We start from the raw sequence: 13,516 nt of genomic DNA on the forward strand, positions 1-13,516 counted from the left end.
ATGGAACGCCATAGGCGGTCGCTTACGTCCCCACTACTTAAGGAAACTGTCAAAAAAGGAAGAATGTTATGAAAAAACCAATTATTTCTATCATCATGGGCTCCAAATCTGACTGGGCTACCATGCAAAAAACTGCTGAAGTTTTAGATCGCTTCGGTGTTGCCTACGAAAAGAAAGTCGTTTCTGCCCACCGCACGCCTGACCTCATGTTTCAGCATGCAGAAGAAGCCCGCAGTCGCGGTATCAAGGTCATCATCGCTGGTGCTGGTGGCGCAGCTCATTTGCCAGGTATGGTAGCGGCCAAAACCACTCTGCCTGTCATCGGCGTACCTGTCAAATCACGCGCACTCAGCGGTCTGGACTCGCTTTACTCTATTGTGCAGATGCCGGGCGGTGTGCCTGTGGCAACTATGGCCATTGGTGACGCGGGAGCAACCAACGCTGCCCTGACTGCCCTTCGGATCTTGGCGATTGAAGACCAAGATCTAGCAGTAGCACTAGCTGATTTTGCTGAAGAACAAGGAAAAATCGCTGAGGAGTCTACGAATGAGCTCATCTAAAACAATCGGAATCATCGGTGGCGGTCAGCTGGGTCAGATGATGGCTATTTCTGCTATCTACATGGGGCACAAGGTCATCGCGCTGGATCCAGCAGCGGACTGTCCAGCCTCTCGCGTGGCGGAAATCATCGTGGCGCCTTATAATGATGTGGACGCCCTCCGTCAGTTGGCTGAGCGTTGCGATGTCCTGACCTATGAGTTTGAAAATGTCGATGCTGACAGTTTGGATGCCGTCATCAAGGAGGGTCAACTCCCTCAAGGGACTGACCTGCTCCGCATTTCTCAAAATCGGATCTTTGAAAAGGATTTTCTCTCAAACAAGGCCCAAGTCACCGTTGCACCCTACAAAGTCGTGACTTCTAGCCAAGACTTGGCGGATATGGACCTGTCGAAAAACCATGTCCTCAAGACTGCGACAGGTGGTTATGATGGACACGGGCAAAAGGTCATTCGTTCGGCAGAAGACTTGGAAGAATCCTATGCGCTGGCTGATTCGGCAGACTGCGTTTTGGAAGAATTTGTCGATTTTGACCTTGAAATTTCCGTCATCGTGTCAGGAAATGGCAAGGATGTGACGGTTTTCCCTGTTCAGGAAAACATCCATCGCAACAATATCCTGTCTAAGACTATTGTCCCAGCTCGTATTTCTGATAGTCTAACTGAGAAAGCTAAAACCATGGCGGTGCGAATCGCAGAACAGCTTAATCTGTCTGGAACTCTTTGCGTGGAGATGTTTGCGACAGCTGATGACATCATCGTCAATGAGATTGCTCCACGTCCACACAACTCTGGGCACTACTCGATCGAAGCTTGCGACTTTTCGCAGTTTGATACCCATATTCTGGGCATTCTCGGAGCACCATTGCCAGCCATCAAACTCCACGCCCCAGCCGTCATGCTCAACGTCCTCGGTCAGCACATTCAACAAGCTCAAGAATATGTCTCCAAAAACTCTAGTGCCCATCTCCACATGTATGGTAAAATAGAAGCGAAGCACAACCGAAAGATGGGGCATGTGACCCTCTTTAGTGATAAGCCTGATGAAGTGAGAGAGTTTGGGGAAGGGATTGATTGGTAATGTATCAGAAATATATTTTTAAAATAACTGGAAATAATATTATCTCTAACAAAGAGGTTTTAATTCGGAATTTGACGCAAAATCCAGAAAAATTAGATATAAAAAATGGTAAGGCTGAAATAGATGATAAAACGTTGGATATTAATATAATTTATGAGAATAGTTCAAAAAAACCAACGGGTATTATAACGGTTAGTAGTGAGGATGTTGAATCTTTAGAACATTTTGACTCTATTATTACTGAAATAACTAAGAACGAACATAAATTTAATGAGTTTAGGTGTATTTTTGATGGAATAAGTAGCTACTACTCTAAAAAAATATATTCAAAATTACACGATATTGAAAGAAAAACTCAAGAATTTTTAAAAGAGTTATTCTATATTTCTGATGAAAGTGGTAAACTTGACAAATTTCAAACAACCCTGAAAAATATGGAAAAAAATGATTTTACATTTAGTAAGTTAATTAAAGAAATATTTGATAGAGGGGCTATAACTGAAGAATTTATAGATCACATAAAGTATTGTATTGAAGAACAAAGTGTCCCTAGTCCTACTCTTTTCCCTAAAAGTTTTTGGGACAGTTCGCTATTAACAGGTAGTCAGAAGGAAGGGACAGAGATAAATGAACTACTTGAAGAAATTCGTAAGACTCGTAATACAATTGCTCATTGTAAAAAGTTCTCACAAAAAGAATATGAGAATTGTAAATTGAAGGTTGATGAATTAAATGATAAGCTTGAAGAAGTAATCTCTTCGATCGAGAATGAAAGTATAACGGATAGAAGAAATACGGAACCACTTATAGGAGAGGCTGAAAGAATAAGTAATTCCCTTCAGTCGGAGGATAGTGAAATAAAACGAGCATACTTTAAAGAATACCAACAATTAAAAAAAGACCGACAAGTTACAAATTTAATAGATTTTAGCAACGATGACTTTGATTCTCATGTTGAGTTTTATGCTCATTTAAATGAAAAGACTGATGAGGAAATTATAAATGAAACGAAAATTTTAGAACAAAAAAATTCAATTGACATTGGAATTCCAAAAGAAGAAATGTCAGAGGATGACTTAACTATCATTGTTCCAGCACAGAAGGAGGGGTTTGAACAAGTTTTCTTAAAAGATAATGAATGGTATGATATTCGTATTGGAAAAAATAGAAGAAGTAAAATTAAATATATTGCTGGATATGAAATAAAACCTAGAAGTGGTATTCAATATATTGCAAAAGTTAAAAAAATAATTCCATCTGAAAATGCTTTTGGATATTGGAAAGTAATATTTGATGGTGAACCCCAAAAATATGATCACTTGATTCATTTGGGTAATACATATCCACCTCAGAATATAAGATATACAACGAAACGAGAATTAGACGAAGTAGCTGAAAATAATGAAACGTTGGAGAAAATCTTTAATAATGCATATTAAATCGATAGTGATGCATAAACTAGAAAGAATAAATATGCTTATGTGTCATAGTAAAGATTTCTTAATTTGTCTATAAATATAAAAGAAAGGAACGATGGTATCAAATTCTCTAAACTGAATATAGATTACTAACTAGGTTGATTACTATGATACAAATTATCGTTAATGCATTTGTTGAAAAGGATAAGACTGGAGCAGTTGTTGAAGTCTTGTTTGCTAGCGCTGACCATGACAAGGTGCAAGCCAAATATGATGAATTAATTGCTCAATACCCCGATAACTATTTGGCTATCTATGATTTGCCATTGGATACTGATTTGAATACACTAGATCACTACCCATCAGTATGGATTGGGAAAGAGGAGTTTAAGGAGAGAGAAGGATAATGATTTTAGATTTATTTAATAATGAAAATAATACTATTGAAACGGATACTCTTAGCATAAAGGAGCATGCAATAGCTACTCAAAACGATGTTATTCAGATAGATAATATTTCTATGATGACAAAAGCAACATTGGCGTTTAGAATTTCTTTGAAAGAAATAGTTTTTGTAGCTATTATGTTAATAATGTTTCCGATAGATTTTATTCCAAATATCATTCCGATTACTTTTTTGGCTTTGTACATTTATATTGTATATAACCGTTATGAGAAATATCTTAAAACAAAATATTACATAGAGTTCAATTTAGGGTCTAGCAAAAATTCTTATTTGTTTTTTAAGGAAGAAATATTTCGAGACAAAGTATATGAAGTAATTAAAAAATCTTTTGGTGATAAAAATCAGATCACTTTTATTGATATAAAACATCAACAAATTGGTGGGGAACAAAATATTTTTGAAACAGGCTCATATAAAACAACTGTATCAGGTAATGATAATGTAGTTGGAAATGATTTTGGTTCGGGTAATAATGTCACATTTAATGGGGACAACAATGTTAACTCAAATATTGTTACAGATTCTATTTTAGAAAAATCTAATATGAATGTTGAGTTTCCGTGGTCGGAACTTTCTAAACAACTTCAACAGATTGTTAACAATGCTTCTGTTCTATCTGAGCAATCTATCGAAATTTTAAAGGATTTACTTGCTGCAACTGACAAAAATAGCGAGTCTGAATTTACTGTAATTGTTAAAGAAAATGCATCATTTTTTAATCAACAATTTATTAAAGATATAATATCAGGAACTTTAGGTGGAGTTATTTCATCATTACTATCAGGCAGATAAAATTATAGGAGAAACTAACAATGATAAATCGTTACTCTCGCCCTGAGATGGCGAATATTTGGAGTGAAGAAAATAAATACCGTGCTTGGCTTGAGGTGGAAATCTTGGCTGACGAGGCATGGGCTGAGTTGGGGGAAATCCCTAAGGAAGATGTGGCTTTGATTCGCGAGAAGGCGGACTTTGACATCGACCGTATTTTGGAGATTGAGCAGGAGACTCGCCACGATGTGGTGGCTTTCACGCGTGCGGTTTCTGAGACGCTTGGCGAGGAGCGCAAGTGGGTCCACTATGGTTTGACTTCTACCGACGTGGTGGATACGGCCTACGGCTACCTCTACAAGCAGGCCAATGACATCATCCGTGAGGATCTGCGTCGCTTCACCAACATCATCGCTGACAAGGCTAGGGAGCACAAGTTCACCATCATGATGGGGCGTACCCATGGGGTGCATGCGGAGCCGACGACTTTTGGTCTCAAGCTAGCGACTTGGTACAGTGAAATGAAGCGCAACATCGAGCGTTTCGAGATTGCGGCTGCGGGTGTGGAAGCTGGGAAAATATCTGGTGCGGTTGGGAACTTCGCCAACATTCCGCCATTTGTGGAGAGCTATGTCTGTGAGAAATTAGGCATCCGTCCGCAGGAGATCTCGACTCAAGTCTTGCCACGTGACCTTCACGCTGAATACTTCTCTGCTTTGGCCTTGATTGCGACGTCTATTGAGCGTATGGCGACGGAAATCCGTGGTCTGCAAAAGTCTGAGCAGCGCGAAGTCGAAGAGTTCTTTGCTAAGGGGCAAAAGGGTTCATCAGCTATGCCTCACAAACGCAATCCTATCGGTTCTGAAAACATGACGGGTCTTGCGCGTGTCATTCGTGGTCACATGGTGACAGCCTTTGAGAATGTCTCTCTCTGGCATGAGCGCGACATTTCCCACTCATCAGCTGAGCGGATTATCGCTCCGGACACGACCATTCTCATTGACTATATGCTCAACCGCTTTGGTAATATCGTCAAGAACTTGACCGTCTTCCCAGAAAACATGAAGCGCAACATGAACTCAACCTTTGGTCTTATCTTCAGCCAACGTGCCATGTTAACCTTGATTGAAAAAGGCATGACGCGGGAGCAAGCCTATGACTTGGTGCAGCCAAAGACTGCTCAGTCTTGGGATAATCAAGTAGACTTCAAACCATTGCTGGAAGCAGATCCAGAGATCACGTCTCGCTTGAGCCAAGAAGAAATTGACGAAATCTTTGATCCGACTTACTATACTAAACGCGTAGATGAAATTTTTAAACGCGTGGGATTGGATTAACATAAAATTAAAAATCCAGAGAGTGGGAATTTGTCCCACTCTCTGGATTTTTGCTCTCTCACCAAGCAAAAGCATTAGTTGGGGTTTCTAAGGCTTTCAGCCAGAAAGTATTGGAAACACGGCACAATGTAACAGAAAGCCCTGCCATATCTAGGCTTGTGATGAGGTGACCTGTTTTGATAAAAGAAAGTTTCAAGCCCTCAATATCCAATAGTTGCAGGATATCGTCTGTGAAAACGAGTTCTTCTAATTTTGAAGTACCACCTAAGTTATTGATGAGGAGAATAAACTCTTGTCCTTCTTGCCATTTGAATTTCATTTTGATTTTGTTGATAAGCTCCACAGCGAGCAGTTCGGAAGATTCAAACGTCACCATCCGATAACCAGGTTCTCCATGGATTCCAATTCCGTAGGAAATTTGACCTTGAGGCAAATCAAAGATAGGCAGTTGCTGGCTTGGTAAAGTTGTAGATTTTGTAGCCACTCCTAGTGTTGCAATGGAAGTGGAAAGAGAAAGAGCGAGCTTTTCCAATTCATCTAGACTAGTCCCTTCTTTGGCAGCTTGCCCGAGGATTTTATGTAACAGAATCGTTCCTGCAACCCCACGGTGGCGAATTTGGAAATTACTTTTTTCGACAGAAATATCATCATGAGAAATGATGTACTTGACTGGAATCCCTTCCTTGCGTGCTTGATGAATGGCTTGTGAAAATTCTTTAATGTCTGCATCAAAGTTTTTAATAATGACAAAAACGCCCTTACCTCGATGCAGAAAACGAATGGTTTCCAAAATATGCTCAGCACAAGGTGGCACAAAAATGGGACCACTAATAGCAGCGGCTAACATACCATCGCCCACATAGCCAAAATGAGCTGGTTCATGACCACTCCCACCGCCTGAAATAATGGGTACGACAGAAGAATCGTGCTGATTGTGATAGATGACGGGTAGCTGTTTAAGCTGCGAAAGGTGAGGATACATGCGAGTAATTGCATTGATGCTTTGCTGAATGCTTGAATGAATTGAATTGATAATGTGAACCATATACTTGCCTTAATTTTCTATAGCTGTTTTGATTAGTTGTGTCAAGAGTTGCGCCTGCTGCTCGTAATCTTGCTCAGATAAATCCAGCAAATGTTTGATAGCATTCGCAAGTGCTTGACTATGATAATGAATAAAAAACTGATATTCCATTTCAGAGTGGAAAGGGCAGGAATGATATTCTCTGACGAGTTTAGTTACAAGCTGCTGACAATAGGTCTGAAAATAAGAAGAAAAGTCATTTTGGTCAACGATGTCAAATAATTGTGCATAAAAGCTCTTATTGACGCTAAAATAATGCAGTAATTCTTGCAGCAGCTGATAGCCAGAGATATATTCCAGATTATCCGTCACTTGCTCTCGCAGCTCTGTCTGAAAAATCCATTCTAATAATTCATACTTGTCCAGAAAATGATTGTAAAAAGTTTGCCTGCGAATACCGGCGTCTTCCATAATTTGCCGAACGGAGATTTTTTCAAAGGATTGTTTGCTTAATAATTTTTTAAAGGATTTGGCAATCCTTTTTTTCGTGATTAAGGATAATGTCATTTTTACTCCTTAGTCTTTTCTGTTCTATCCTTAGTTTATCATGAATGATGCAATAGGAAAACTAAAAAGAGGGACATATTCCTAATTTTGTCCGTTCCAAAAAAGAGCAAAGAATTTTACAATAAAAATAAGAAAAATAAAGCAAAGGAGAAACTCATGAAAAAAATTATCAATCAACCAACGGCTGTTGTGGACGAAATGTTGGACGGTTTGGCTTATATCCACAATGATTTGGTGCATCGTGTAGAAGGCTTTGACATCATTGCCCGAAATAGCGAAAAATCTGGTAAGGTAGCGATTATCTCAGGTGGCGGGAGCGGTCATGAGCCTGCTCATGCTGGCTTTGTGGGCGACGGTATGTTGTCAGCTGCGATTTGCGGAGCAGTCTTTACTTCCCCAACTCCTGACCAAGTCTTGCAGGCAATCAAAGAAGCAGACGAAGGCGCAGGTGTGTTCATGGTTATCAAGAATTATTCTGGTGACATCATGAACTTTGAAATGGCACAAGATATGGCAGAAATGGAAGGAATCGAGGTGGCAAGTGTTGTTGTCGATGATGATATTGCTGTAGAAAATAGCCTTTACACGCAAGGTCGACGCGGTGTTGCGGGTACGATTTTTGTACATAAGATTTTAGGTCATGCGGCGCGTGCAGGCAAATCTCTGACTGAAATCAAGGCTCTGGCTGATGAGCTGGTCAAAAGTATTCACACAGTCGGCTTGGCTCTCAGCGGAGCAACAGTTCCTGAAGTTGGGAAACCCGGCTTTATCTTAGCTGATGACGAAATTGAATTTGGAATCGGCATTCATGGAGAACCTGGTTATCGCAAAGAAAAAATGCAGCCGTCTAAAGAATTGGCACAAGAATTAGTGGAAAAATTGAAAGACTCTTTTGAACTCAAAGCAGGCGATAAAATCGGAATCCTTATCAATGGCATGGGTGCAACACCGCTCATGGAACAGTATGTCTTTGCAAACGATGTGGCTGGAATCCTTGCAACAGCAGGTCTGGAAGTTATCTATAAGAAATTAGGAAACTACATGACATCTATTGACATGGCAGGCATTTCTTTGACCTTTATCAAGCTAGAGCACAAAGAATGGGTGGACGCATTAAATAGTCCTGTTACAACAATTGCTTGGTAGGAGGTATGATATGGATGCAGAATTAGCAAAGAAATGGATGCTTCTCTTTAACGAAAAAATTCAAGCAAATAAAGACTATCTGTCAGAGTTAGACACCCCTATTGGTGACGGGGATCACGGAGGAAATATGGCGCGCGGTATGGCCGCTGTCGTTGAAAATTTGGAAGGAAAGGATTTTGCCAATTCAGCAGAAGTCTTTCAAGTTGTCTCCATGCAATTGCTTAGCAAGGTTGGCGGGGCTTCTGGCCCCCTTTACGGCTCAGCCTTTATGGGAATAATGAAGGCTGAGAAGGAAGGCACTAGCTTGGTGGATGCTGTTCAAGCAGGACTTGATATGATTCAAAAGCGTGGGAAAGCAAGCGTCGGTGAAAAAACGATGGTAGATGTCTGGGCTGGTGTGGTAGAAGCGATTCGAAGAGAAGAATTGACCAAAGAAACCATTCGTGCTTTGGTTGAATCAACCAAAGATATGAAAGCAACGAAAGGTCGAGCTTCTTATGTGGGTGAACGTTCGATTGGGCATATTGATCCAGGTTCGTATTCATCAGGCTTGCTTTTTGAAGCCTTACTAGAAGCGGAGAGACTGGCATGACAGAAGTTGGGATTGTCGTGGTTTCTCATTCAAAATGGATCGCTCAAGGCGTTGTGGATTTAATTTCAGAAGTCGCCAAAGATGTCTTACTGACCTATGTAGGTGGTACAGAAGATGGAGGTATTGGTACAAGTTTTGAGCAAGTCCAAACGATTGTAGAAGCCAATGAAGCAGAGAAGATTTTAGCTTTCTTTGATCTTGGATCGGCTCGCATGAATCTGGAGCTAGTAGCAGATTTTTCAGATAAAGACATCATCATTAACAATGTTCCCATTGTTGAAGGAGCTTATACTGCGGCTGCTCTTTTGCAAGCTGGTGCAGATTTGGCGACCATACAAGAACAATTGAAAGAGTTAGAAATTAAGAAATAAAGGAGTTTGATTATGATTCAGTATCTCGGTGAATTTTTAGGAACTTTTATCCTAGTATTGCTTGGCGACGGGGTTGTTGCCGGGAATGTTTTGAGCAAGACGAAAGAAGAAGGAACCGGCTGGGTTGCTATCGTTTTAGGCTGGGGGATTGCCTGTACCGTAGCGGTTTATGTATCCGGATTTTTTAGTCCAGCTCACTTGAATCCAGCGGTCACATTCGCAATGGCCTCTATTGGAGCGATTAGTTGGGGGCAAGTCTTTCCTTTCATTATTGCACAAATGCTGGGTGCAATGGTTGCAGCTTTCGTTCTATGGCTTCATTACTATCCTCACTGGGCTGAAACGAAAGATTCCGGCTTGATTTTAGCTAGTTTTTCAACTGGTCCAGCCATTCGCCATACAGCCTCTAACTTTTTAGGTGAAGCATTGGGAACGGCTGTTCTCGTCATTACGATTATGGCAATTGGACCTAATAAAGTTGCTGCTGGTCTAGGACCTATCATCGTAGGAATGGTTATTTTTGCAGTCGGTTTTTCACTTGGTCCAACGACAGGTTATGCGATCAATCCGGCAAGGGATTTGGGACCGCGTATCATGCATGCTGTTTTACCAATTGCGAATAAAGGAGATTCTGACTGGTCCTATGCTTGGATTCCAGTTTTGGGTCCAATCGTTGGTGGTGTTGTAGGAGCTTTGTTTTATAATCTTGTTTTAAGCATGATGTAAGAATATCAAAGGCAAGATATTTAAAATAAAGGAATTATATACTTGTACACAACCACAAAATATGATTGTTAAATTTACAAAAATCTTGTTTCAAAATACTACATATTGTGATTGGTGTAAACTGCGATATAGTTCCCTAAAATAAAACAAACGCGAGATGAACAGTAGTTTATCTCGTGTTTAGTATATATTTTTTTCGAAATAGTACTTTTTTGTTTCAAAATTGGTCTAGATAGGTTATAATAATTTTAAGATATAAAAAAGAACAACTGACGCTCAGATGTTCTTTACGTAAAAATAATTAATGATTTCCACTGCGTGACACGAACTTGATTTTAAAGAAGTCGCCACGTTTGTAGGCTTCGCTATACTCTAGAATTTGCCCTGTGCTTTCTAACTGTGTTGTTTTTACTTGGAAGACCGTTGGGAAGTTTGTGTCAATGTCCAGTAATGTTGCAACAGTTTTTGGTGTCGGGAAGATTATTTCATTTGTTTCTTCAAAGTGCTCATCATTCATGTGGATATGATAGTCTTGTTTAAAGCGGTTGTAGATAGAGCTATAATATTCAAGATTTGGATAGTTGGCATTGATATATTGCTCTGGAATATAAGTTTGATGATAGATGTAGGGGATATCTTTCGCTTTACGGAGCCTCTCAATTTTATAGTAAAATTGATGTCCCTTTAGCTCTAACTTGTCAAGAATTGTTAAGTCGTTTCCACGTTCGATCGATAAAACGGTCACTTGATCAGTTTGGGTAGGAAATATCTCAACGTCAGAAAATTCAACGAGTTTGTGCTTGCGGGCGCGTGACACAAATGTTCCTTTTCCTTGTTGGCGGATAATGTACCCATCTTTTGCTAGCTCGTTTAGAGCTCTGACAACGGTAATAGAACTCACATCGTACATTGTGATTAGCTCAGCTTCTGTATAAAATTTATCTCCATTTTCAAATTGACCTGAGATAATCTTACTTTTGAGTTCGTCTTTTATGTATTGGTACTTAGGGATTGCCATATTGTTCACCTCTCTTTCACTTCCCTCTCATAAAAAATTTTACCATAAATTTCAATAAAATGGTTAAATTTATTAAATTTTAAAAAAACTATTGACATTTCATGCAAAATATATTATATTAACCTATGTAAACGATTACAAGAAAATTATTGTGTGAAAGAGGGAAATGGTTTGGCAAGATTTGAGATTAGAGAAGAATTTTATCTGAATCAACAGCCTTTTAAAATATTATCTGGTGCTATTCATTATTTTCGGATCCAGCCAGATGATTGGTACCATTCACTTTATAATTTAAAAGCTCTGGGCTTTAATACAGTAGAAACCTATATTCCTTGGAATATGCATGAGCCAATAAAAGGGCAATTTGATTTTGAAGCTATCCTTGATGTAGAAAAATTCTTGCAAACAGCACAAAATTTGGGACTGTATGTTCTTCTTCGGAGTTCTCCCTATGTCTGTGCAGAATGGGAATTTGGCGGTTTACCTGCTTGGCTCTTAGAAGAAAACATGAGAATTCGGTCTTCTGATCCTGCTTATCTTGCTGCAGTTGCCAACTATTATGATGAATTGCTTCCACGATTAGTGCCACATCTTTTGGAAAATGGTGGCAGTATTCTCATGATGCAAGTAGAAAATGAATATGGCTCTTATGGCGAAGACAAGGAATACTTGAGAGCTGTTCGAGACATGATGCAAGAGCGAGGTGTGACTTGTCCGCTCTTTACGTCAGATGGTCCGTGGCGAGCTACTTTGCGAGCAGGAACGCTCATTGAGGATGATATGTTTGTAACGGGGAATTTTGGCTCTAAGGCAAAAGAAAATTTTGCGCAGATGCAGGAATTCTTTGATGAGCATGGCAAAAAGTGGCCACTCATGTGTATGGAATTTTGGGACGGTTGGTTCAATCGTTGGAAAGAGCCAACTGTCACGCGAGATCCAGAAGAATTAGCTGAAGCGGTTCACGAAGTCTTACAACAAGGCAGTATCAACCTTTATATGTTTCATGGAGGAACAAATTTTGGGTTCATGAATGGTTGTTCAGCGCGAGGAAACATTGACCTGCCACAAGTAACGTCTTATGATTACGAAGCTCTCCTTGATGAACAAGGAAATCCAACACCAAAATACTTTGCCATTCAGCGAATGTTAAAAAAATATTATCCAGAGTATCCACAGAGAGAGCCTTTGGTAAAAGAAACGTTTGAGTTAAAGAATATTCCGCTCAGTGAGAAAGTTAGCTTATTTGAGACTTTAGAAGATATAGCGCAGCCAATCGAGAGTCTGTATCCTATGAAAATGGAAGAGTTGGGCCAAAATGTTGGTTATCTGCTCTATCGTACACAAGCAGAATGGGATGCGGATAAGGAACGGGTTCGTGTCATTGACGGGCGTGATCGGATGCAGCTTTTTGTAGACGGGAACTTTATTACGACCCAATACCAGACAGAAATCGGACAAGACATCTTTGTTGCTGCTGAAAAAGGTACCAATCACACAATTGACATTCTCATGGAAAATATGGGACGGGTCAACTACGGACATAAATTGCTGGCAGATACGCAGCATAAAGGTATTCGCACAGGAGTTTGCAAAGATCTCCATTTTATGCTTCATTGGAATCAGTATCCATTAGAGTTCAAAAATCCAGAAGCGATTGATTTTACGAAAGAATGGCATGAAGATCAGCCAGCATTCTATGCGTTTGATGCGGAATTGAAAATGCTTAAAGATACGTATTTAGATCTAACCCATTTTGGTAAGGGAATTGTCTTTGTCAACGGTGTCAATATTGGCCGTTTCTGGGATGTTGGACCAACCTTATCACTTTATATTCCACATGGTCTATTACGGATTGGAAACAATCGCATTATTATTTTTGAAACCGAAGGAAAATATAGTAAATTCATTGATTTAGTTCATAAACCTACATTTAAACCAATAAAGGGGGATAAACTATGACAATTATAGCTAATCGGATTGATGGACGTTTGATCCATGGGCAAGTAGCCAATCTTTGGACTACAAAATTAAATATTTCACGTATTATGGTTGTAGATGATGAAGTAGCAGAAAATACTATTGAAAAGAGTGGCTTGAAGTTGGCGACACCAGCTGGTGTAAAATTGAGTGTGTTACCAGTTGCAAAAGCGGCAGAAAATATCCTAGCAGGCAAATACGATAGCCAGCGTCTGCTCATTGTTGCGAAAAAGGCAGATCGTTTTTTGAGATTAGTAGAAGCAGGAGTACCAATCGAAACGCTCAATGTGGGCAATATGTCGCAGACATCTGAAACGCGTTCGGTCACACGATCGATCAATGTGGTGGATGAAGATGTAGCCGTATTTAACAAATTACATGACAAAGGTGTGGTTCTAACAGCCCAAATGGTTCCAAATGATCCAGTTGAAGACTTTATGAAATTATTGAAATAAATTTAGGAGG

Annotated in this window: 15 protein-coding genes; 12 read left to right on the top strand and 3 right to left on the bottom strand. The window is 39.8% G+C overall.

What is annotated here, in order from left to right; genetic code table 11:
* The first annotated feature begins 68 nt into the window (after window positions 1-68).
* The 6 genes from purE to purB all read left to right on the top strand — a co-directional run bounded on the left by purE (window position 69) and on the right by purB (window position 5,630).
* On the top strand, window positions 69-560 hold the full coding sequence (purE, locus tag H8787_RS00280; RefSeq protein WP_187327982.1) for a 5-(carboxyamino)imidazole ribonucleotide mutase: 492 nt from the start codon (window positions 69-71) through the stop codon (window positions 558-560).
* Window positions 547-1,638, top strand: a complete 1,092-nt coding sequence (gene purK, locus H8787_RS00285) for a 5-(carboxyamino)imidazole ribonucleotide synthase (RefSeq protein ID WP_187327983.1) — start codon at window positions 547-549, stop codon at window positions 1,636-1,638. Before purE ends, purK begins: the two co-directional genes overlap by 14 nt.
* Complete coding sequence (locus H8787_RS00290; RefSeq protein WP_070668671.1) at window positions 1,638-3,077, top strand: hypothetical protein; 1,440 nt, start codon at window positions 1,638-1,640, stop codon at window positions 3,075-3,077. The genes purK and H8787_RS00290 overlap by 1 nt, the downstream gene beginning before the upstream one ends.
* Before the next feature lie 146 nt (window positions 3,078-3,223).
* On the top strand, window positions 3,224-3,463 hold the full coding sequence (locus H8787_RS00295) for a hypothetical protein (protein WP_049476179.1): 240 nt from the start codon (window positions 3,224-3,226) through the stop codon (window positions 3,461-3,463).
* A complete protein-coding gene (locus H8787_RS00300) occupies window positions 3,463-4,314 on the top strand; it encodes a hypothetical protein (protein ID WP_049476180.1) in 852 nt (283 codons plus the stop codon). The genes H8787_RS00295 and H8787_RS00300 overlap by 1 nt, the downstream gene beginning before the upstream one ends.
* 20 nt (window positions 4,315-4,334) lie before the next feature.
* On the top strand, window positions 4,335-5,630 hold the full coding sequence (gene purB / locus H8787_RS00305; protein WP_187327984.1) for an adenylosuccinate lyase: 1,296 nt from the start codon (window positions 4,335-4,337) through the stop codon (window positions 5,628-5,630).
* A gap of 58 nt (window positions 5,631-5,688) precedes the next feature.
* Here purB and dhaQ read toward each other — a convergent pair whose 3' ends face one another.
* Window positions 5,689-6,675 (bottom strand): DhaKLM operon coactivator DhaQ, encoded by a 987-nt coding sequence (gene dhaQ, locus H8787_RS00310; protein WP_003071247.1) that lies wholly within the window; start codon window positions 6,673-6,675, stop codon window positions 5,689-5,691.
* 9 nt (window positions 6,676-6,684) lie between these two features.
* Window positions 6,685-7,221: a dihydroxyacetone kinase transcriptional activator DhaS gene (dhaS, locus tag H8787_RS00315; protein ID WP_003071245.1), complete on the bottom strand. Its 537-nt coding sequence runs from the start codon at window positions 7,219-7,221 to the stop codon at window positions 6,685-6,687.
* A gap of 156 nt (window positions 7,222-7,377) precedes the next feature.
* On the opposite strand from dhaS, the gene dhaK reads away from it, so the two are divergent.
* Genes dhaK through H8787_RS00335 form a run of 4 tightly spaced genes read left to right on the top strand, consistent with a single transcriptional unit; the run spans window position 7,378 to window position 10,056 of the window.
* Complete coding sequence (dhaK, locus tag H8787_RS00320) at window positions 7,378-8,367, top strand: dihydroxyacetone kinase subunit DhaK (protein WP_187327985.1); 990 nt, start codon at window positions 7,378-7,380, stop codon at window positions 8,365-8,367.
* A 10-nt stretch (window positions 8,368-8,377) separates the two neighbouring features.
* Entirely contained in the window at window positions 8,378-8,959 is a 582-nt protein-coding gene (gene dhaL / locus H8787_RS00325; RefSeq protein ID WP_003071239.1) for a dihydroxyacetone kinase subunit DhaL, read from the top strand.
* Complete coding sequence (gene dhaM / locus H8787_RS00330; protein ID WP_003071235.1) at window positions 8,956-9,330, top strand: dihydroxyacetone kinase phosphoryl donor subunit DhaM; 375 nt, start codon at window positions 8,956-8,958, stop codon at window positions 9,328-9,330. The genes dhaL and dhaM overlap by 4 nt, the downstream gene beginning before the upstream one ends.
* A 12-nt stretch (window positions 9,331-9,342) precedes the next feature.
* On the top strand, window positions 9,343-10,056 hold the full coding sequence (locus H8787_RS00335) for an MIP/aquaporin family protein (protein ID WP_003071233.1): 714 nt from the start codon (window positions 9,343-9,345) through the stop codon (window positions 10,054-10,056).
* 301 nt (window positions 10,057-10,357) lie between these two features.
* Here H8787_RS00335 and H8787_RS00340 read toward each other — a convergent pair whose 3' ends face one another.
* A complete protein-coding gene (locus tag H8787_RS00340) occupies window positions 10,358-11,074 on the bottom strand; it encodes a GntR family transcriptional regulator (protein WP_003071231.1) in 717 nt (238 codons plus the stop codon).
* 171 nt (window positions 11,075-11,245) lie between these two features.
* Between H8787_RS00340 and H8787_RS00345 the strand changes: the two genes are divergently transcribed.
* Window positions 11,246-13,033, top strand: coding sequence for a glycoside hydrolase family 35 protein (locus H8787_RS00345; RefSeq protein ID WP_187328354.1), 1,788 nt, complete (start codon window positions 11,246-11,248; stop codon window positions 13,031-13,033).
* Entirely contained in the window at window positions 13,030-13,506 is a 477-nt protein-coding gene (locus H8787_RS00350) for a PTS system mannose/fructose/N-acetylgalactosamine-transporter subunit IIB (protein ID WP_187327986.1), read from the top strand. The genes H8787_RS00345 and H8787_RS00350 overlap by 4 nt, the downstream gene beginning before the upstream one ends.
* Window positions 13,507-13,516 lie beyond the last annotated feature (10 nt).

Source organism: Streptococcus sp. NSJ-72 (assembly GCF_014334035.1).
Classification (GTDB): Bacteria; Bacillota; Bacilli; order Lactobacillales; family Streptococcaceae; genus Streptococcus; species Streptococcus constellatus.